Origin of the sequence: Dielma fastidiosa, from assembly GCF_003475485.1 — a bacterium.
Taxonomy (GTDB): domain Bacteria; phylum Bacillota_I; class Bacilli_A; order Erysipelotrichales; family Erysipelotrichaceae; genus Dielma; species Dielma fastidiosa.
In genome coordinates this window covers 104,239-122,727 of record NZ_QRQL01000011.1, presented here as the reverse complement: position 1 = coordinate 122,727, position 18,489 = coordinate 104,239, and the positions used below count along the sequence as shown (strand labels likewise).

Here is an 18,489-nt window from a genome sequence, read left to right as displayed (position 1 = left end):
GTAATCATTCGTACCATATCTTGCTTTTAACTGTTTTTCTAAAGAGACAGCTTCTTTGAAACCATGAAAACAAGTTAAATAGAGTTTCTTATAAGCTGTATGAAGCATAGAATTATACAGGATCAAATCCTTCTTAATACAATTCGCATCCTCTTCTGATAACTCTTTATAATAAAAGCGATTTGAATAAGATAGACACTTCATTGATGTTCCCCCCCCTTGAACAAAAAAGCATCCACTGAGATTCGATTGATACAAAGGAAACTAGGTGATGCTTATATGAAATTTAATGATTAAATAGATTGTTTTTTATTACTTATAGTATACCATATTCACACGATGATTTCATCTGTTTTTATTATTTTTTAGATACCTCTTCATAATGAGATATCGGTACTTTGATGCTTGAAAATGAAATTTCCTATATAACAAAAAAAGCGATAACTCATAATGAGTACCGCTTGTTTCATTAAATGGGGCGACTGATGGGATTCGAACCCACGCATGACGGGACCACAACCCGCTGTGTTAACCGCTTCACCACAATCGCCAGATAGTTGCTTAGCGAGTATTATTATATCTAAAAGCAACTAATTTGTAAAGCCTTTTTTTGAAACTTTATAAACATTTTCGTGGATTCCATATAAGATCAAGAAAACACTGAATTAATAACGATCGGCTAAGCCGCTGACAGCTTATATAATGAATAGAAAACCTGCTTACGATCAAGCAATTCATCAAAGGTGCCGCTCTCACACAGCGTTCCATGATGCATAACTAATATTTCATCAAACTGCGCAAGTGTTTCTGCCTGAAGCCGATGTGTCACACAGATACATGTCTGATTCTGGATTGATAAAATAGCTTCCTCAACCTTTTGCGCTGTTGCGTTATCTAAGGCTGAGGTTGCCTCATCAACAAACAGAATCGGCGTATTTCTCAGCAATGCACGGGCAATCGCTACCCGCTGACGTTCACCGCCGGACAAGTTTTTGCCGTTTTCACCGCATCGATATGCCATCCCCTTCTCTTTTGAAACTTCTGCTAAGCCGCTGATTGCAATCACTTTTTCCAATTCATCTTTATCAAAATCCTTATACATTGAAATATTAGCATGCAGTGTATCATCAAAAATAAACACATTCTGCTGAATCAATGATAAACACGCAGATAACGAGGCTGAACTGATCCGATTAAGCGGCTGATCATCATAATAAATATTGCCGCTGGCGGCGTCTATATAGCCCATTAAAAGATTCAGCAGAGTTGATTTGCCGCTGGCGGCGTCTATATAGCCCATTAAAAGATTCAGCAGAGTTGATTTGCCGCTGCCGCTGCTGCCGACAATGGCATAGCGTTTATTCTTCTTAAAAGTAAAATTAATACCTTTAAGTATCGGCTGATCCGTATAACCAAAGGTTAGGTTTTCAACTCGAATTGCCTCATTAAAGGCCGTAAGCTCATCATGCTTAGTATCCGGCTCACAGGCCATCAAAGTCTGCAGCCGTTCAATCAGTGCCGCACCTGCTTGATAACCGCTGTATAAAATAGGCAGCTGCTGAAGCGGTGCGATAACATAATTAAGCAGCTGAATAAAAGCAATCACAGCTGCAGCTGAAATTTCACCCTGAATGGACAGATACGCGCCATAACCAAAAACAAGAAAATTAATGATTGATGAGGCAAGCATAGAAAGAACTTGGATAAAATAATTTAAACCGCGGCGTTGTTTTTTATCCGTTTCAAGCGATTGATTTCGCTGATTGAATAATGTCTGAATTTCCTTTTCAGACTGAAAACTCTTAATAATGGAAAAACCGCCGAATAAATTTTTAACTAAAGAAGTAAAAGCGCTGTTGCCCTCAGAGATATTTTTTTCCTTTTCAGCAAGCTGACTGCCAAAAATTATAGAAATCAGAAAAGGCAGAAAACAAGCAAATAAAACACATAAGGCCAGTTTCCAGTTTAAATAAAGCATTGCCGCAATACCGCTGATCAATAAAGACAAATGAGTAAAAAAACTGATTCGGGCACTCAAATAATTCGTCTCAATAGAATTAATATCATTGGTCAGTGAGGAGATATAAGTTCCCTCATCCGCTTGCTGAAAAGCTGTAATACTTTTCTTTAAATAGCGCTCAAAGCATGTTTCTTTAAACTGAATCAGCGCTTTTTGGATATATCGGTTAGTAAAACTATTAGCCAGTTGGGTTATCAGCAGATAGATAAGCAGATAAACGATACAGATTACCAAGAGTCTAACCAGCTCAGACAGTGTACCGCCGCCGGCAATTTCCATCAATGCCTTCAATATGAACGCTAACGCGATTGACAGAAAGGATTGGATGATTGTCAGGCATACAGCCGCTGTCAGATTTAACTTATTATGCTTATTAAATTGTTGTTTGATATTCATTGATTCATTCATTTTTTCTTCCTTTTCCAGAAAACAAGGGAAGATGACGATCATTCAGGTTCATATAGTAGAGATTCGTTTGACTGTCTATCAATGCCTTGGCAATAATTAAAAATGGCAGGATCTGATTATCGCCGCTCAGCTGATAAGAAATCAGCAGTTTGTCCTCAGTCTCTATTTCTGTGCGATAGAGCCAGCTGCGATCTGTCATTTCATCTAAAATCATCAGCACTGCCGCTTCTTCGATCTTCAGTCTTGAGACAATCAGTGAAGCTGTAAAGCTCTGCGCTTTATTCGCAAAAATGAACAGCAGAATCTTAACCGTATCAGGTTTCGCAAGGAAGCTGAATAGTTCAGTATAGTCTGCGGCGTCAGCCAGCTCCTGATTAAAACCGCCCTTGGGCTCAGGGAACAGCATGAAATAATGAAATTCCTTTTTCAAAAGCATGTATGCCACTCCCTCATCCAAGCTGATCAGTGATTTCATAAACATTTCAGACTCCTTGGGCAGCTGCGGCAGGTTATCATAATAAATATTTTTCACAAGATCAATACCGACTAAACCGCGGATCATCGCCCAGCATATTTGAAAGGCATGTTCAAAACGTTCTTCTTTTGATTTATTAATTAAATCGATCAGTACATCGTCAAATATATTACGGGCAGCCGTCTCGCTGCGGCCATAAAGCGAATCGATACTGACATGAAAATAATCGGCAAGCAGCGGCAGCATTTCCGCATCCGGACTGCCGCCATGTTCCCATTTAGAAACCGCCTGCGTACTGACATTTACTGCCCGGCCCAATTCTTCCTGAGTAATTCCTCTTTGTTTTCTTAATTTATAAATTGTTTCACCTAAATTTGTTTTTTTCATCAGCGCGCTCCTGAATATATCAATTGATAATTTAATTATAGGTCTTCTATCGGTTGAATACAACCAACTATTTCACCATAAAAATCAACCATTAGTTTAATAAATCAATCATCAAGAAAAAAAGACTCAAAATGAGTCTTCAAGCTAATATTTAAAACAGTTCAGTTCATGATCATCGATGATCCCAATCGCCCCTAAATAAGAATAAACTGTAATGCTGCCCATGAATTTCATGCCGCGGCGGATCAGGTCTTTGGAAATCATATCAGAAAGCGGTGAGGTTACCGGTATTTGATCATCAGTATTTTTAATCACCTGACCCTTGGTAAAACTCCAGATATACGCGTCAAAGCTGCCATATTCCGCTTGAATCTGCAAGAACACCTGACTATTGGCGATCATCGCGTTAAACTTGCGGCGATTGCGAATCAGCCGCGGATTACTCATCAGCTCATTCAGCTTTGTCTCATCATAGGCAGCAATCTTCGTGCAGTCAAAGCCATCTAACGCTTCTCTGAATGCCTCACGCTTTTTCAAAACGATAGCCCATGATAAACCGGCCTGAAAGGATTCCAGGATCAGCAGTTCATATAAATGCGCGTCATCATGTGATGGAACACCCCATTCATGATCGTGATAAGCACGCAGAATCCCTTCTTTATCATTTGCCCAGCGGCAGCGGCTGCATGGTTCACACATTATCATTCACCGTAAAACCGGCGTGATTGCCCCAACCAAATTCTCCGCAGCCAGCGCCAAGCTCAAAGTGATATTTTGCTATGCCGAGATCTACCTGTTCAATTTTACGTTTTTCAGGAATAGAAGCATATGCCGTTGATGCCTTCCATGTAAAGATGACTGGCTGGGCATTTAATGCAGAAGGTGCCAGCAAAGCCGCCTCAACACCATATTTGAACCACTCAGGCGGTGTGCCTTCCAGCTTTGTACACTGAGCATATGTTTTATGCCGGCGATGAATCACTGAAGTAATGACTTTCTCTTTCATTGATATTGTTTCTTCTCCATAACCAACGGCAATTACCGCCACCAGCTCCTCATGCGGCAGCAGCTGACACCGGCAGTCATTCTTAGAATAAGTACCGCCCACCCAGCATGTGGCAAGATTGGAAGCCGTTGCTCTCAGCACCAGCATCTCACCATAATAACCCAGCTTCTCATAAAGATAAGGATCATCACTTGAACCCACTAGGGCGATGAGATGACGAACACCGCGGAACATGCCATAGCTCTTCTTTAAAGAATCAAATGCCTCCGGATTATTTAAAAGCAGCTGAATATGCAGACCTGCCGTTTCATTAATCTGATCAATAGCACTCACCAGCATATCGGCTGGAATCATTTTATCCTGAAAGGATCTTCTTGAATGACGCATTTTTATCGCTCTTAACAGCTGTTTATTCTCCATCCTATTCACTCACTTTCAGCCATCATCAAAATCATGGTCTTGGTTTTAGTATATCACAGGTTTATTCCTGATACGCATAAATCATCAGTATTCTTCATTGCATTAAGCTTGCTGCTGAGCCATTGACAGCCTGCCCATTAAGATATATTTGCCGGAAATTTCCGTTACATAACGCAGAACCAGATGCAGACAAAGCCGCTTGCCCTCAGCAGGCAGATAGGTATAATCAATTGCCTTACTGGTTTTATCATGAATCGCGTTTCTGAATAGCTCAATCATCGCCTCTTGATCCGATGCGGCCACTAGCTGAAGCATATCCGGTGCTTTTAATGCCTGATCCTCATAGCCAAGCAAATTATAATAACTCGCGTTAACCCGGATCAATTCTACTTTATCTTCCGCAAATTCATAAATAACCGCCGCCTCATTGCTTGAATTAAAGAGCTTTTTAATCTGCGGATCATTTAAAAACAGCTCATCATAAATATGCTTACTCTCACGATAACTGTCAAAGCTATGTATTTGATAATGTCCCTGCGGCAGATATTTAGTCTCATAATATTCAACAGGAATTGGTTTTTCATAATAATAGCCCTGCACATAGTCACAGCCTACACTGCGTAAAAACGCAACCTGTTCCATCGTCTCTACCCCTTCGGCAATAACTGGAATATTAAGCCATTTGGACATTCGAATCACCGAAGCGATAATATTTTCACCGCGGCCGGCAATTTTAGTTTTTGATAAGAAGCGCATATCGATTTTCAAAATATCAACATCCATATCCTTTAAAATATTCAGCGATGAATAGCCGCTGCCAAAATCATCCATCATGATCGTAAAGCCATGCTTTTGAAGACGCTCAATCGTCTCACTCAGCATGATTGGATTATCCGTGTAGGCGCTCTCGGTCAATTCCAGATTCAGCAATTCAGGCACAATCTGATATTTACGAATTAATTCAAGAATCATATCGACCAATTTAGGATTATATAAATCAACCCGTGAAATATTGACTGAAATCGGATATGGCTGATAACCATTATCCAGCCACTTTCTCAATAAGATGCAGACTTGTTCCCATATATAAAAATCAAGCTTGGTGATAAACCCGTTTTGTTCAAAGATGCCGATAAAATCATTGGGCGCCATAATACCGCGCTTAGGATGATTCCATCGAGTCAGCGCTTCAGCCCCGCATGGCTTGCCATTTTGAATATCAATCTTAGGCTGCAGATAAATGATAAATTGATGGTTTTCTAACGCTGTATTCATCTCATTGATGATTTCCTGTTCACGCGCTAAAGCGACACTTAAGCTTTCATTATAATAGGCAAAGCATTTAACATAGCTTCCTTTGCATTGCTTGGCAGCTAAAGCCGCCCGGTTATACATTGACTCAACCGATAAAGAACGATCCTGAATTAGATAGATGCCCATTGAAGGTACAATATCATAATCTGTATTATATTCATAAAGATAATTGCGGATCAGTTCAACAAGATTGGTTTTATTCAAATCAGCATAAGGCAAACAGATACAGAAGATATCAGATTCCATGCGGCCATAGGAGCAGGCGGCAAGCTGACTGGCAAATACTTGAATTCTATTCGCAATATAACACAGCAGGCGGTCACCTTCATCAGTGCCGAAAAATGAATTAATTAATTGAAAGCGATCAATATCAAAGCGCACAAAAGCATACAGCTGCTCACTGTCTGCTTCAATCATCTGTTTAGTCACCTCAAAAAATTTAATTTTATTATAGATACCGGTAAGACTATCATATTCCGCTAAATATCTTAGTTGCCTGAATGCGGTCAGCTGAGATCGTTCGACGGCATTTTTAATGCGCAGCAGCAAGACTTGATTCTGATAAGGCTTGGCTATAAAATCCCATGCGCCCTGCCTTAGCGCGCAGACCTCATCTTCCAGCTGACTGCCAATTACAAGGATCGGCAGGCGCTGATCCGCTTCTTTTACTTTTAAATAATTAAACAGGCGCTTGGAGCGTTCGCACGAAAGATCAGCCATTAAAATGACTGAAACCGTGTCAGCATTGGCTTTCAGTAATGAAATAGCCTGCTGTTCATCAACCGCGCTGATCACCTGATATGCTTCATCAAGCAAAGCTGTCAAAGACTGAGACTGATCAGTCTGCGGCTCAATTAATAATAACGTTGCTTTAGATACCATATAATGCCGCCTTCCTAAAGAAAGTGGAACTTAACCTTTTTAGCTTTATCATCCTTATGCCCGCTCTCTCTTTTCACTTCCCAGGTTTTATGAATTTTTATGTGGCTTCACTTTTAAATATGTTTGATAAAAGCAAAATAACACATACTAACATTAATATTGTAGCATATTAAAAGGCGGTGTCAATTTTAATTAATCATTAGTGATAATGTATTACCTATCAAGAAAGTGTAATATCAAAGATATAGGAGTTGATACTATGATCGCCGATCGAATCAAGGAATTGCGTGAGAAAAATGACATGACACAAAGTGACTTAGCCCGTAAACTAAGTCTGACAAGATCGGCCATCAATGCATGGGAAATGGGCATCAGCGTACCGTCAACTCAGTATATTGTCGAATTAGCTCTGCTGTTTAACACATCTACGGATTATATTTTAGATATGAGTGATGAATTACTGATCAACATTACTAATCTTCAGGATGACGAAAAGGAATTAATCTTTAAGTTACTCAACTATTTCAGCAAGCCTTGATTCATCAGCATTTAAGCTTCGTACATTCAGACCCTCATAATATGACATGATCTGTTTCAATTTCGCAAGATCATCATTAAACGCTGTCGCACTGCCGCATGCCACCCCCATCCGCAGTGCTTTTTCATAGGATTTACTCTGCATATAGGCAGTTAAGAAGCCAGCAAGCATCGAATCACCGGCACCGACACTGTTTTTCACTTCTCCCGCCGGTGCGCTGCAGTAATACAGACGCTGCTGTTCATCTAGCAAAACCGCTCCGTCTTTGCCTAATGACACCAATACATTTTGAGCCTTCCGCTGACTGCAGAACATCATCGCGTCACGCAGCTCATTGAGGCTATGGATCGGCCTTTTCCAAAGCTCACACAGCTCACTGAGGTTGGGTTTAATAAGCCATGGTTCATATGCCAGACTGTTAAGCAGTGCTTCATTGCTCATGTCAACGATCAGACGAACCCCTTTTGATCTCAATAATGATAAAATCGAAGCAAATGTTGAACTGTCAATGCCCTGACAAAGACTGCCGCACAGCGCAGCCGTATCATCTTCATTCATCGTATCAAGAATTTGTTTTAAACGCTTGATAACCATCGCATCCGCCTTCGGACCGGCACCGTTGATTTCCGTCTCTTCACTGCCTTTCAATTTAATATTAATGCGTGAAAAACCTTCAGCCATAAATATTAATTCATGATCGATCCCTTTTTCATTCAGCAGGCGGTCAATTTCCAAACCGCTGAAACCAGCAGCCAATCCGATGGCTTTATTGGCGATGCCAAATTCATTTAAAATTCTGGATACGTTAAAGCCCTTGCCGCCAGGATAAATCTTTTCTGCCTGTGAGCGGTTAGTTTCACCGTTTTTTAATTCATTAACCATCATTACATAATCTAAGGATGGATTTAAAGTTATCGTATAGATCATCAGTTGCCTCCTTTCACCACAGACGGGTGCTTTTCTTTAGTGTAACACAAAAGTCAGGCTCAGGCTGATACTTTATTCGACAGCGGTATCTTCATCGAAAAAAAAGAGTACCCTTCCGCTCATCTAAAAGGGAAATGTACTCTTATGATAATTTAAAAATTAATTGCCTTTTTTTCTGCTTCTGCCGCCCGCTGATCTTTCTTGATATTTTCATCAAGACCTAACGCATAGGCACAGCCAGCAGATGCTACAAATGAAATAGCCAGTCCAATCAGCATTACCGGGATTGATCCGGTATATGCCGGGAGGGAGATAATCGCCGGCATAGCATAAGTAATCGCTTTAGCCTGCTTCATAGCAACAAAAGCACCGGATATTCCACCGCCGATGATACATGCCAGCAGCGGTTTTTTAAATCTGAAAGCAACGCCGTATAAAGCGGGCTCAGTAATACCGATAAAGGCGGAGATAAAAGCGGAGAAGGTTGATGATTTATTTTCAGCCTTTTTAGCTCTTAAAAATACGCCGAAGCACATACCGGCTGCTGCCATGGTTGCGACACAATCAACCGGTGCCAGCATATCATAACCCAATGTGCTTAGGTTGCCTAACTTGATAGGTGTCATAGCCATATGCATCCCCGTCAGAATAACGAAAGGTCGGGTAGCGCCATCAATTAAGCCGCCCAGCCACGGCGCTACATTAAAGAGCCATTTAAAGCATTCACCAACCCCAATACCGGCATAATAACCCAATGGTCCAAGAATCATCAGACTCAGCGGAGCCATAACCAGCAAGGTCACGATTGGAACGACAACGACTCTCAGAAAGGAGACCGTATGTGCATAGATAAATCGATACACATAACTCATGATCCATACAGACAGCAGAATCGGAATAACTGTCGATGAATATTTAACCAATGTCACATGGATGCCAAAGATTTCAACACTGCTGCCAGCCCCGGCTATAATCGTAGGATACATATAAATACCCGCCAGCACCACAGCCATCGTCATATCGGTTTTAAACTTTTTAGCCGCGGTTACTGCCAGCAAAAACGGAAGGAAATAGAAAGTCGCATCACTGGCTGCATTCAGCATCAGATAAAGACCTGTCTCATTTCCCATAATACCATATGTAGTAAGCAAGGTAAGCAGACCCTTTAAGATACCGGCACCGGCAAACGCAGGAATAATTGGATTAAAGCAGCTGGATAATACATCAAATAAAGCATTGATTGAAAATTTCTTTTTAGCTTTTAAATCATCTAATTTTTCATCAATCCCTTCATTTTTCTCCAGTCCGGCTAAAGCGCATATTTCATCATATACCTCAGTAACAGTCTGGCCAATAATAACCTGAAGCTGACCGCTGTTGACATTGGTTCCCCATACGCCGCTTAAGCTTTCAATTTCATCCTTATTTACTTTATCAAAGTCAATTAGGTTAAACCGAAGCCTTGTAGCGCAATGCAGAAAATTTGATATATTTTCTTTTCCGCCAACATTTTTTAATATTTGTTCTGCTAATTTTTTATTTGAACTCATGCTGAGTACCTCCTGATTCTATTCCAAATCCATGCCATTCGATGCAATACATTTTTGATACCAAGCAAAAGAATCTTTTTTATATCTAGCCAATGTGCCTTTTCCATAATCATCCTGATCCACATAAATCACGCCATATCGTTTGCTCATTTCATGGGTTCCAGATGAAATCAAATCAATAATGCCCCAGATATAATATCCCTTTACATCTACACCGTCTTTAACAGCTTCCAGCATTTGCTGAATATGCGATTTTAAATAATCAATGCGATAAGGATCGTGAATGGAATGATCAGCTTCCAGTTTATCAACTGCTCCCAAACCATTTTCCAAAATAAAGATCGGCTTATGATAACGATCCCACATCTGATTCAGCGAATAACGCAGACCAATCGGATCTTTCTGCCAGCCCCATTCACTGGCTTCCAGATATGGATTTTTACCGGCAATGATCAGATTAGAATTTGTCTTTTCTAATTCATCTGTGTTGGCACTCGTTACCAATGACATATAATAGCTGTATGCAACCCAATCACTGGTATTTTCACTTAATATTTTTCTATCCTCATCAGATATTTTAATATTAAGATTATTTTCCTCATAAAAGCGATCCATATAAGCTGGTATTTTACCTAACAGCAATGTATCTGTATAATAATAATTTTCATAATTCTCATCCAGCACTGTCTGCATGACATCCTCTGGCTTACAAGTAGCAGGATAAGTGGTAAAGCGGGCAATCATACAGCCGATCTGCGCATTTGGATCGATTTCCTTGGCACATTTTTTAGCTATCGCATTAGCGACTAATTGATAATGAACACATTGATAACAGCTTTGTTTAAAATTTTCTTTTTCAACATCCGGGAATAAGCCAGCCCCCATATAAGGGATAAAAATGGTTGCATTTATTTCATTAAATGGCAGCCAGTATTTTACTCTGCCCTTATATCTTTTTAAAATAGTGCGCACATAGCGTTCCCAATAAATCAAGATTTCCGGTGTTTTCCAGCCATCCTTATGTTCAATCAAATAAAGTGGTGTATCATAATGATTCATTGTCACCATTGGCTCAATGCCATATTTTTCTAATTCACTGAATACATCATCATAAAATTTCAAACCCTCTTCATTTGGCACTTCCTCAATACCCCGCGGGAAGATCCGCGGCCAAGAGATTGACATGCGGAAGCTTTTCAATCCAAGTTCAGCAAATAGTTTGATATCTTCCTTATAGCGATGATAGAAGTCAATGCCGTAACGTTTTGGGTATAGTCCAGTCCCCTTTTCCGCATGCGCTTCCCTTAGCATTTCCATACTTACCGTTCTTTGCTCATGCAGATCCGTTCGCTTTAAAAAAGGTCTGTAAGGCTTCATATCCCCTAATGTTAAGCCTTTTCCGCCTTCATTCCATGCTCCCTCGCACTGACAGGCAGCCGTAGCACCGCCCCATAAAAAATCTTTTGGAAATTCCTTCATACAATACCTCCTAATGGTTTCTTGTTCCACGATTAAAGTATAAATGGTATAATTATTTCAGTCCATTCAATCCTTTTCCTCTTCTTGAGGCATAAAAGTTAATAGTCATTTATATTATACCGAGGTGTGCCAATGCAAATTAATCAGCGTCAAAAAAGCCTTATTCAGCTCTTGTTAAGTCATTCAAAACCGCTGCATGGTTCAGAGATTTCTCAGCGCATCAATACAACTACCAGAACTCTGCGGCAGGATATTGCAACGATCAATACATTTTTTCATCAAGAAAATTTACAGATTTACTCAAACCCAAGCAAGGGCTATTGGATTGAAGAGAATGATAAGACAGCATTTATTAATTATATTAAAGAATCAAAGAATGATTTGATTCCTGCCAATCAGAATCAAAGAGAAATTGCGATTTGTTTTTATCTTTTAGAGCATGATTACGAATATACGAGTATGGGTTTATTGGCTGATTTATTCTTTGTTTCAAAGACGACCATTTCAAATACTATTAAGCATATAGAAGAAATTGTTATGGCATCAAAAGGGTTGCAGCTATCGATATCAGCAAAGAAAGGATTGCAGATTCTTGGTTCTGAATATGCTAAAAGAAACTTATATTCTTCAATCATTCTCCTTTTTTATGAATTGGAAGGCACTTATATTAATCGGTATATTGTTGAGAATTATGATGAGCTGCATAATTTTGAAACGCTTTACCAGATTCTCATGTCCTATTTGACGCAAATAAAAATCATGCTGACCAATAAGAGTCTCATGATTATAACCAATGAATTATTGATCAGCGCATATCGAAACAGGATTCAGCAAAAAAACATTGAAGCAGCCGTGGATTCTTCAGCAAGCATCGATCTGCCTTTTGATGATATTGAAAGACTCTTAAAATTAAAATTTTCCGAATATGATAAGCAATATCTAAATCAACTGGTTGCTAAAAAAAGAAGATATAATGCAATAAATACAAACGAAGAAGCAATCGATGTGCTGACAAATAAAATTATTGATGAGTTTTATGAAGCCGCTCTTTTAAGCTTTGGTTTACAGCTGCATCAGCAGCAGCCATTAACTGAGCATTTATCGGCGATGATTTATTATCATACAACGGTTACCCATTCTGAATTTAATGACTTGATCAATTTGAAATTAACTCATCCCTTTGCTTATCAGGTTGCTTCCTTGATGAATCCAATTATCAAAAAATACACTGACAAACTGCTTACAGAAAATGAATTAAACTCATTAACCGCCCGGCTGTCAGTTATCCTTGACGGTAATATAAAAAAATTAAATATAATTATTTTGACTGATCTCAGTACCAGCTTGACTGAACTGTTAAAAACTGAATTAAATTTATATTTTGGACAGCTTTTAACGATATCGGGTATTTATCCGCTTTACAGAGCAGCGGCAGCAACGAATCATGATCAGATTGATTTAATATTAGCCACTTCAAGAGAAGCTTCTCTGCAAGGCTATGACATACTTCATATCAGTCCTGTATTAACGATGGATGATACTATGAAAATCTTCGCTTATATCAGGAACCATGTGCCTTCCTCAAGGTGTATTGAATCAAAATGAGAGGGTGTCCCCTCTCATTTTATAATTTGTGTTAAAGTAGATGTCATTCCCTTTGCTTCATAATTGATAATCGGCAAACGAATGGGAAAAGTGACGGTTACCCGATAGCGCTCATTGATATTTATGATCCGCACATCGCATTGATCACAATACCGCTTGCCCTCTTCAATCAGCGCGTATACAGAATCATCTAAGCGATTCTGATGTTCAATCTGCATTATCGTATAATTCTGCAGATAGCGGGCTTGGTTGTAGTTCATCATAATTTCCACAAAGCCTATACCAAAGACAATCATCGGCAAGGAAAATAACATGATAAATCCAAATTCAAAGGCGCCTTTCATCGTTAATCTCCTGTTTCATAGATACCGGTCATATTATCCCATTGCTCCGTAATTGTATCCTGCATCGTATTGCGGAATGTTCCAGCAAATGCAATCATTCCCGTAGCGATGATCGTAACAATCAGGACAAGTGCGTATTCAATGTTGCAAATAAAAAGGGTTTACAAAAGGAGCGATTATTTACAATGGGGAAAGAAAAAACGAGACTAATGAAATCTCGTTCTTTTAAGCACCCAACTTTAATCTCATAATAACCTTTTACATATCAATTGTAACACATTTGATACATTTTTTATTTACATAATTTACCATTTTTATAATTAAGAATATAGCGTTAAATATACAATTACCTCGTAACCATAAGCTATATTATAATTAGATAAGAACTTTTTCATTATCAAAGATAGCAATAAACATAAAATACTTTGTATGAAATATAAAATTGGTATTTTATGTAAATTTGAAATCACGCATCCAAAACAGATTTAACGATAATTTTATGTGATAACAATTAATCTTCCAGCATAAATGAGTATTCAGCTCTTCTTTATACCATTCTTATATTCATATTCCCATACTTCATCCTCATATCTTTTTATATCATTTGGCATTTGAGGATATCTGTTGCAATATACTTTAAATTTTCTTAAATGCTGATTAATGATCTTGCAGCGATACATTTGATCTGATGAAAACAGAGTCTTATTATAATACAACTTTTGCTTATCCATAAAGTCTATGAATGTTATCAAACTATCATACCTCTTTCTTTTAGTTGTTTATCTACTTCGTTTCTATATTCTTCAGCGATACATTCGATTTGCTCTAGTGTTAATTCTTTGCAATTTTTGCAAAGTTGATTTACCAATTCCAATTCACATATTTCCAAAAAATCAAAAATATCCTTATTCATAGTATCCCACCCTTTTTATTTAGTATAGCATTGTAATCAATAATTAAATGTCGAATACCACAAATGATATAATTTTAGAACATAAAAAAACATCATTTCTGATGTCTTTTTATACTAAAATAATTCTTTAACAAAGTAATTATTTCAATCCACAAAGCCTTCCAACTTCGGCGGAGACTTAATCTCTATCCAAATAATATCATATTAAATATATTTTGCAAGTGTTTCAGTATTAAATTTATGTTTTCTACCTTGCAATTATTTAAGAAAACAATAAATATTATGTTGAATTATACCCCATAAGGGTATATAATATAGGTGTAAAGAGATAGGAGGAAATCTCATGAAAAGAAACATTTATGGTGTCAGCAGTAAGTATGGGTTTGGCGCTTGGAAACATGTTGTATATGTATTTAATGATAATGAAAAAGCGCAAAGATGGCTTAGAACTGAAGAATACGATTTTCGTGAAAGAGAACTTATGACTAAAACTGAAGCAATCAAGTTAGCAGGTCGTAAGGCTGTTGAAGAAGCACTTCAGTTAGGGGTGAACTAAAATGCTTTATGTTCCTTATTCAACTTTCCTATCATTATATAAAGAAGCATTGGATCACAATGATGCAGAACTATACATTGCTGAACTTTGGTATCAAGAATGGTGGATGAAAGATTATACAGACAATCAAATACTAGATATATTATCAACTACGTTTCGAATAGCAAACATGAACTTTTCCGAACTAAGAAAATTAACAGGATTATCAGTATCAAATTTAGAAATCAAATATGGAATAAGCAAGAGAACGTATGAAAAATGGGAAAGCAAAGAGAGAGAACCATCCATGTACACAAAGGTACTATTTAGCTATGCTCTGTTTTTAGAGATGTTAAATAAGGATGTGAAACAAGATGCCTACGATCGAAAACAAAAAGGAGAAAAACATGAAAAATTATAAAGTAATAAAACAAGATGAGCGCTATACGATTGGGCAGTACGACGAAGGGTATGGTGCATATATAACGAACGATGGAATCTGCGCATTTTATTATTGGGACAATAAAGAAGACGCACAAGCTGCTGCTGATGCTCTTAACAAGTACGAAGGAAATCAGTGGCTTGGTCAGCATGGATACGGCAATGATTTCTTGCGTGAAGAGGATATTGATGATTATGACCAAGAAATGATTGATCTTTATCGCCTTTTTGGTATGACAGATTTTTAAAACAGTGGTTTACCAACTTATTTAAAATCAACAAAAAACGGCTTACTCTAATTAAGAGAGTGAGCCTTTTTTATTTATCGAAAGCTATAAGAGTAAAAACTTAACCTGTGCCGGCAAATTAACCCAACGCCAGCTGCAGAGCAGCATTTCGCGCATATCGTATAGAAATAGTTCGTTTTGATCATAGCATTTATAATATTCATATAGATAATTAAAATCATCGGGTACATCCACCATATTCATTACCTGCGTTAATCGCTCAAACTTGCCCTCTTTAGATAAATCTTTAAAATACTGCATAAGTCCCTCCATGAGTAATTAGTTATTCTTACTATTAATACTCGCTTATTATCTCTATTTTGTCAACCATACTAATAGTACAATTTACTTAATCAAATGGAGGTTGCGGTTATGGATGACTTTTTTAATGTACAATATGGATCAATTAAGATTAAACTAAAAGACATTGTAGATGCAAGAGGTATCAGTAACCGGCAGCTTGCATTTGCTGCTCAGATGCAACGCTCACAACTAAAAGCGTATTTAGATAATAATGTGACAAGGTTTGATGCAGATGTCTTGGCTAGATTATGCACAGTCCTTGACTGTCAAATCAGTGACATACTAGAGTTCATTCCGCCAGCAAAAGACAAATAAATATGGCTCGCTCTCAATTAAGAGAGTGAGCCTCTTTTTTTATATTCTGTTTCGATTTCTTTTGCACGTTTTAAAATTTTTTCTTTTGTTTTTGGATCAAGATTTTTAAACAACGGCTTGACTCTAAATTGGTACATCATAAAGAAAGTTGCAAAAGCGTTGGCATCTAACTCTGATATTTGGTTATTATAATATTCAATATCTGTTTGATCGTTTCTTCTTCTAGTGTTGAGTTCCTTTTGCCATAACACATTTTTATATTGCCAAATATGTCTTAGTTCGTGACAAATGGCGAAATATCCATCAAATTTAACATCATATTTTGCTTTTATATATAGTATATTTTTATCCAAATCAACGCCTGCAAGTTGTGTCTTAGTGAGAAACTTGCTTTCATCATAACTTACAGTTGGCGCTTTTATTCCTAATAAATCAGATAACCCTTTTATTAATACCATTGTTTCGTTCATAAAATCACCTGTTTTAATTATATGTTTAAAAAACTTTATGTCAATGTGAAAAAATGCCTATTTACAGTTGACAGTACACCCTTTTGGGTGTATAATATAAATGTAAAGGAGGAAAGGCAATGGATAATATAAAAACCTTGCTTGATATTGTAACTTCAATCATCTGTTTGGCCACAGCAATATTAAGTTATAAATCAAACAAGGAAAAGAAAAAACGCAAAAAGCGTAAGAAGAGGAAGTAATTCCTCTTACCCCTCTTGGGGGGTATTTATATTATACCATAAATGAACGCTATGAAAACAAACAAAAACATTATTATTATCACAACAATTGTATGTATCATCATTTTGGCTTCAGCTAATCGATCATCCGCGCTTGGTGTTGCCACCAGTATTATTGCTTTACTAGCTATCGTCATTAATATAATAACACTAAAAAGTATGAGGTAAAAAAATGACCAAAGAAGAATATCGTAATGAATTAAAAAGATTATCGGCATATGTGGCCATGAAAGAGTTGCTGCGTGATATGGAAATAAGTTCATCCAACTACTACGCTTTTATGGCAGGAGAAGATCGCAGATTAGGTTCAAACGCCTGTGAGCGCATAATAAATGTACTTATGCAACGCCCTATATCACCAGATAATAAAGAATGAAAATCAGAAACAAGTGCAATGACACAGGAGGAAAGAAAATGACAAACAAACGTATAGATGAAGCAATGGAAAGAGTATTGTATCGCATGGAAAAAATGGAAAACGTTAGAATCGCTAAATCTGATGGAGAATATGCTGTTGGATACGATTATAATGATAATGCCATTTACATTGTAAACATTTACAATAATGTTGAAGAAATTGAAGAAATGAATGATAAAGAAATCGATATCATGATTGAAGATAACATAGTTGAAGCAGAATAAAAAAACGGCTTACCCTCTTAATTGAGAGTAAGCCTTTAATTATTTATGATTGCCAGTCCATTTACCATTCTTTCCTAATTCATATTCTTTTCCATCTGTGAAGCGTACCCATTTATTTGCCTGCATGATGCCGTTAGCAGGGTTGAAATAAAACCAACCCCAAACATCAGAGCCGTTTGACACAGGCAGCCAGCGCCAGCCCTTAAGCATTGCGCCATCTAAATAGTAAAACCAGCAGCCTTCAACTTGCTGCCAGCCAGCCGGCTTATCGTAGCTGATGCGGGCATATTCCGCCCAATCCGTCCAGCCCCGGCCATGTAGCTTAGTGGTTAGTACACCCCATCCGCCTAGTGCTTCAGACGGCGTACATTCGACTACCTCGCCGGCACCGATATATACACCAACGTGTCCTGGCATGAAAACAAGGATGCCGGCACGTTCACGCATAGTTTCAATCTTACCCTTAACCTTTGCCCTAGCAAGCATAGTAGCCTCGTTTTCATCCTCTGCGACATTGTACTTTGCAGGATTATCATCCCATAAGAAAGCCTTGATAAGTCCGCAGCAGTCAAATGCCTGATAGCCCTGATCAACATATTGCTGAAGAATATGCCTGTTCTGCTCGTTCCAAGCAAGTTGCCGGCATTTTTGATTTAAAAATGCTGTTGTTAAAATTTGGCCGAAAGAACCCAAGACATAGATAGTCTTAGGTTCAGCGGCTTTCTTTTTTACATATTCAACTAAATCTTTTGATGTCTTCATTTTCCCTCCTAATATTCAATCGGTAATTTTCTAATCTCAGTATCCATACCGACGATCATACCATTGCCGCCCAAGTCTTTATAAGCCTTATACATCTTTTCCCAATTCTCAAACGCATACGGTGGGATAGATTTTTTTTCGACGTATTTGTCGTGGTAGTACATCAACTTGTCTCTCAAAAGGCA

Annotated in this window: 24 protein-coding genes and 1 tRNA gene; 9 read left to right on the top strand and 16 right to left on the bottom strand. The window is 38.0% G+C overall.

What is annotated here, in order from left to right; translation table 11 throughout:
* From DWZ33_RS16755 to DWZ33_RS16725, 7 genes are all read right to left on the bottom strand, one after another.
* Positions 1-204: hypothetical protein (locus tag DWZ33_RS16755; protein WP_147352903.1), on the bottom strand; the 204-nt coding region annotated here is incomplete at its 3' end.
* A gap of 270 nt (positions 205-474) precedes the next feature.
* Positions 475-550: transfer RNA gene (locus tag DWZ33_RS16750), tRNA-His, on the bottom strand.
* 129 nt (positions 551-679) lie between these two features.
* On the bottom strand, positions 680-2,428 hold the full coding sequence (locus DWZ33_RS16745) for an ABC transporter ATP-binding protein (RefSeq protein WP_182425823.1): 1,749 nt from the start codon (positions 2,426-2,428) through the stop codon (positions 680-682).
* Positions 2,421-3,290, bottom strand: a complete 870-nt coding sequence (locus tag DWZ33_RS16740) for a helix-turn-helix domain-containing protein (RefSeq protein ID WP_022938915.1) — start codon at positions 3,288-3,290, stop codon at positions 2,421-2,423. The genes DWZ33_RS16745 and DWZ33_RS16740 overlap by 8 nt, the downstream gene beginning before the upstream one ends.
* A 144-nt stretch (positions 3,291-3,434) precedes the next feature.
* Positions 3,435-3,989 carry a DNA-3-methyladenine glycosylase I gene (locus DWZ33_RS16735; RefSeq protein WP_244925889.1) on the bottom strand — a complete coding sequence of 185 codons (555 nt, stop codon included), beginning with the start codon at positions 3,987-3,989 and terminating at the stop codon, positions 3,435-3,437.
* On the bottom strand, positions 3,982-4,716 hold the full coding sequence (locus DWZ33_RS16730) for a nitroreductase family protein (protein WP_022938913.1): 735 nt from the start codon (positions 4,714-4,716) through the stop codon (positions 3,982-3,984). Before DWZ33_RS16730 ends, DWZ33_RS16735 begins: the two co-directional genes overlap by 8 nt.
* 102 nt (positions 4,717-4,818) lie before the next feature.
* Positions 4,819-6,912: an EAL domain-containing response regulator gene (locus tag DWZ33_RS16725; protein ID WP_118456074.1), complete on the bottom strand. Its 2,094-nt coding sequence runs from the start codon at positions 6,910-6,912 to the stop codon at positions 4,819-4,821.
* Positions 6,913-7,171: 259 nt separating this feature from the next.
* Here DWZ33_RS16725 and DWZ33_RS16720 point away from each other — a divergent pair, with 259 nt between their 5' ends.
* The gene (locus DWZ33_RS16720) at positions 7,172-7,450 is read left to right on the top strand and encodes a helix-turn-helix transcriptional regulator (protein WP_022938911.1); all 279 of its coding nucleotides are present in this window, start codon (positions 7,172-7,174) and stop codon (positions 7,448-7,450) included.
* Here the strand turns inward: DWZ33_RS16720 and pfkB are convergent.
* The 3 genes from pfkB to DWZ33_RS16705 form a co-directional block, all read right to left on the bottom strand.
* Entirely contained in the window at positions 7,424-8,377 is a 954-nt protein-coding gene (pfkB, locus tag DWZ33_RS16715) for a 1-phosphofructokinase (protein WP_118456072.1), read from the bottom strand. The two genes, DWZ33_RS16720 and pfkB, sit on opposite strands and share 27 nt — an antisense overlap.
* A gap of 152 nt (positions 8,378-8,529) precedes the next feature.
* On the bottom strand, positions 8,530-9,927 hold the full coding sequence (locus DWZ33_RS16710; protein ID WP_118456070.1) for a PTS transporter subunit EIIC: 1,398 nt from the start codon (positions 9,925-9,927) through the stop codon (positions 8,530-8,532).
* Positions 9,928-9,945: 18 nt separating this feature from the next.
* Entirely contained in the window at positions 9,946-11,406 is a 1,461-nt protein-coding gene (locus tag DWZ33_RS16705) for a glycoside hydrolase family 1 protein (protein WP_022938908.1), read from the bottom strand.
* 132 nt (positions 11,407-11,538) lie between these two features.
* Between DWZ33_RS16705 and DWZ33_RS16700 the strand changes: the two genes are divergently transcribed.
* Positions 11,539-13,011: a BglG family transcription antiterminator gene (locus DWZ33_RS16700; protein ID WP_118456068.1), complete on the top strand. Its 1,473-nt coding sequence runs from the start codon at positions 11,539-11,541 to the stop codon at positions 13,009-13,011.
* Between the two features lie 14 nt (positions 13,012-13,025).
* Here DWZ33_RS16700 and DWZ33_RS16695 read toward each other — a convergent pair whose 3' ends face one another.
* Both DWZ33_RS16695 and DWZ33_RS18085 read right to left on the bottom strand, forming a co-directional pair.
* Positions 13,026-13,355 carry a hypothetical protein gene (locus DWZ33_RS16695; protein WP_118456067.1) on the bottom strand — a complete coding sequence of 110 codons (330 nt, stop codon included), beginning with the start codon at positions 13,353-13,355 and terminating at the stop codon, positions 13,026-13,028.
* 748 nt (positions 13,356-14,103) lie between these two features.
* Complete coding sequence (locus DWZ33_RS18085; RefSeq protein ID WP_182425821.1) at positions 14,104-14,268, bottom strand: hypothetical protein; 165 nt, start codon at positions 14,266-14,268, stop codon at positions 14,104-14,106.
* Positions 14,269-14,611: 343 nt separating this feature from the next.
* Between DWZ33_RS18085 and DWZ33_RS16685 the strand changes: the two genes are divergently transcribed.
* Genes DWZ33_RS16685 through DWZ33_RS16675 form a run of 3 tightly spaced genes read left to right on the top strand, consistent with a single transcriptional unit; the run spans position 14,612 to position 15,492 of the window.
* Complete coding sequence (locus DWZ33_RS16685) at positions 14,612-14,824, top strand: hypothetical protein (protein WP_118456063.1); 213 nt, start codon at positions 14,612-14,614, stop codon at positions 14,822-14,824.
* A 1-nt stretch (position 14,825) separates the two neighbouring features.
* Positions 14,826-15,224 carry a helix-turn-helix domain-containing protein gene (locus DWZ33_RS16680; protein ID WP_118456061.1) on the top strand — a complete coding sequence of 133 codons (399 nt, stop codon included), beginning with the start codon at positions 14,826-14,828 and terminating at the stop codon, positions 15,222-15,224.
* Positions 15,211-15,492: a hypothetical protein gene (locus tag DWZ33_RS16675; protein ID WP_118456060.1), complete on the top strand. Its 282-nt coding sequence runs from the start codon at positions 15,211-15,213 to the stop codon at positions 15,490-15,492. The genes DWZ33_RS16680 and DWZ33_RS16675 overlap by 14 nt, the downstream gene beginning before the upstream one ends.
* An 84-nt stretch (positions 15,493-15,576) precedes the next feature.
* Here the strand turns inward: DWZ33_RS16675 and DWZ33_RS16670 are convergent, their stop codons facing one another.
* Positions 15,577-15,792 carry a hypothetical protein gene (locus DWZ33_RS16670; RefSeq protein WP_118456058.1) on the bottom strand — a complete coding sequence of 72 codons (216 nt, stop codon included), beginning with the start codon at positions 15,790-15,792 and terminating at the stop codon, positions 15,577-15,579.
* Positions 15,793-15,903: 111 nt separating this feature from the next.
* Between DWZ33_RS16670 and DWZ33_RS16665 the strand changes: the two genes are divergently transcribed.
* On the top strand, positions 15,904-16,149 hold the full coding sequence (locus DWZ33_RS16665) for a helix-turn-helix domain-containing protein (RefSeq protein WP_118456056.1): 246 nt from the start codon (positions 15,904-15,906) through the stop codon (positions 16,147-16,149).
* A gap of 17 nt (positions 16,150-16,166) precedes the next feature.
* Here DWZ33_RS16665 and DWZ33_RS16660 read toward each other — a convergent pair whose 3' ends face one another.
* The gene (locus DWZ33_RS16660) at positions 16,167-16,619 is read right to left on the bottom strand and encodes an ImmA/IrrE family metallo-endopeptidase (RefSeq protein WP_118456054.1); all 453 of its coding nucleotides are present in this window, start codon (positions 16,617-16,619) and stop codon (positions 16,167-16,169) included.
* 119 nt (positions 16,620-16,738) lie between these two features.
* Here DWZ33_RS16660 and DWZ33_RS18470 point away from each other — a divergent pair, with 119 nt between their 5' ends.
* From DWZ33_RS18470 to DWZ33_RS16650, 3 genes are all read left to right on the top strand, one after another.
* Complete coding sequence (locus DWZ33_RS18470) at positions 16,739-16,861, top strand: hypothetical protein (RefSeq protein ID WP_276330541.1); 123 nt, start codon at positions 16,739-16,741, stop codon at positions 16,859-16,861.
* Positions 16,862-17,072: 211 nt separating this feature from the next.
* Positions 17,073-17,276 carry a hypothetical protein gene (locus tag DWZ33_RS16655; RefSeq protein ID WP_118456052.1) on the top strand — a complete coding sequence of 68 codons (204 nt, stop codon included), beginning with the start codon at positions 17,073-17,075 and terminating at the stop codon, positions 17,274-17,276.
* Between the two features lie 38 nt (positions 17,277-17,314).
* Positions 17,315-17,542 (top strand): hypothetical protein, encoded by a 228-nt coding sequence (locus tag DWZ33_RS16650; RefSeq protein ID WP_118456050.1) that lies wholly within the window; start codon positions 17,315-17,317, stop codon positions 17,540-17,542.
* Positions 17,543-17,581: 39 nt separating this feature from the next.
* On the opposite strand, the gene DWZ33_RS16645 is transcribed toward DWZ33_RS16650, so the two are convergent.
* Positions 17,582-18,304, bottom strand: a complete 723-nt coding sequence (locus DWZ33_RS16645; protein ID WP_118456048.1) for a C40 family peptidase — start codon at positions 18,302-18,304, stop codon at positions 17,582-17,584.
* Between the two features lie 8 nt (positions 18,305-18,312).
* Positions 18,313-18,468 carry a hypothetical protein gene (locus tag DWZ33_RS18185; RefSeq protein ID WP_220452463.1) on the bottom strand — a complete coding sequence of 52 codons (156 nt, stop codon included), beginning with the start codon at positions 18,466-18,468 and terminating at the stop codon, positions 18,313-18,315.
* Positions 18,469-18,489 lie beyond the last annotated feature (21 nt).

What these genes read in the sequence shown, in the direction of transcription:
- DWZ33_RS16730 (WP_022938913.1), bottom strand. Translation starts at nt 4,716, where the DNA reads ATGGAGAATAAACAGCTGTTAAGAGCGATAAAAATGCGTCATTCAAGA.
- DWZ33_RS16695 (WP_118456067.1), bottom strand. Translation starts at nt 13,355, where the DNA reads ATGAAAGGCGCCTTTGAATTTGGATTTATCATGTTATTTTCCTTGCCG.
- DWZ33_RS16670 (WP_118456058.1), bottom strand. Translation starts at nt 15,792, where the DNA reads ATGCAGTATTTTAAAGATTTATCTAAAGAGGGCAAGTTTGAGCGATTA.
- DWZ33_RS18185 (WP_220452463.1), bottom strand. Translation starts at nt 18,468, where the DNA reads ATGTACTACCACGACAAATACGTCGAAAAAAAATCTATCCCACCGTAT.
- DWZ33_RS16660 (WP_118456054.1), bottom strand. Translation starts at nt 16,619, where the DNA reads ATGAACGAAACAATGGTATTAATAAAAGGGTTATCTGATTTATTAGGA.
- DWZ33_RS16665 (WP_118456056.1), top strand. Translation starts at nt 15,904, where the DNA reads ATGGATGACTTTTTTAATGTACAATATGGATCAATTAAGATTAAACTA.
- DWZ33_RS16705 (WP_022938908.1), bottom strand. Translation starts at nt 11,406, where the DNA reads ATGAAGGAATTTCCAAAAGATTTTTTATGGGGCGGTGCTACGGCTGCC.
- DWZ33_RS16740 (WP_022938915.1), bottom strand. Translation starts at nt 3,290, where the DNA reads ATGAAAAAAACAAATTTAGGTGAAACAATTTATAAATTAAGAAAACAA.
- DWZ33_RS16710 (WP_118456070.1), bottom strand. Translation starts at nt 9,927, where the DNA reads ATGAGTTCAAATAAAAAATTAGCAGAACAAATATTAAAAAATGTTGGC.
- DWZ33_RS16685 (WP_118456063.1), top strand. Translation starts at nt 14,612, where the DNA reads ATGAAAAGAAACATTTATGGTGTCAGCAGTAAGTATGGGTTTGGCGCT.
- DWZ33_RS16675 (WP_118456060.1), top strand. Translation starts at nt 15,211, where the DNA reads ATGAAAAATTATAAAGTAATAAAACAAGATGAGCGCTATACGATTGGG.
- DWZ33_RS18085 (WP_182425821.1), bottom strand. Translation starts at nt 14,268, where the DNA reads ATGAATAAGGATATTTTTGATTTTTTGGAAATATGTGAATTGGAATTG.
- DWZ33_RS16650 (WP_118456050.1), top strand. Translation starts at nt 17,315, where the DNA reads ATGACAAACAAACGTATAGATGAAGCAATGGAAAGAGTATTGTATCGC.
- DWZ33_RS16645 (WP_118456048.1), bottom strand. Translation starts at nt 18,304, where the DNA reads ATGAAGACATCAAAAGATTTAGTTGAATATGTAAAAAAGAAAGCCGCT.
- DWZ33_RS16725 (WP_118456074.1), bottom strand. Translation starts at nt 6,912, where the DNA reads ATGGTATCTAAAGCAACGTTATTATTAATTGAGCCGCAGACTGATCAG.
- DWZ33_RS18470 (WP_276330541.1), top strand. Translation starts at nt 16,739, where the DNA reads ATGGATAATATAAAAACCTTGCTTGATATTGTAACTTCAATCATCTGT.
- DWZ33_RS16655 (WP_118456052.1), top strand. Translation starts at nt 17,073, where the DNA reads ATGACCAAAGAAGAATATCGTAATGAATTAAAAAGATTATCGGCATAT.
- DWZ33_RS16680 (WP_118456061.1), top strand. Translation starts at nt 14,826, where the DNA reads ATGCTTTATGTTCCTTATTCAACTTTCCTATCATTATATAAAGAAGCA.
- DWZ33_RS16720 (WP_022938911.1), top strand. Translation starts at nt 7,172, where the DNA reads ATGATCGCCGATCGAATCAAGGAATTGCGTGAGAAAAATGACATGACA.
- DWZ33_RS16735 (WP_244925889.1), bottom strand. Translation starts at nt 3,989, where the DNA reads ATGTGTGAACCATGCAGCCGCTGCCGCTGGGCAAATGATAAAGAAGGG.
- DWZ33_RS16700 (WP_118456068.1), top strand. Translation starts at nt 11,539, where the DNA reads ATGCAAATTAATCAGCGTCAAAAAAGCCTTATTCAGCTCTTGTTAAGT.
- pfkB (WP_118456072.1), bottom strand. Translation starts at nt 8,377, where the DNA reads ATGATCTATACGATAACTTTAAATCCATCCTTAGATTATGTAATGATG.
- DWZ33_RS16745 (WP_182425823.1), bottom strand. Translation starts at nt 2,428, where the DNA reads ATGAATGAATCAATGAATATCAAACAACAATTTAATAAGCATAATAAG.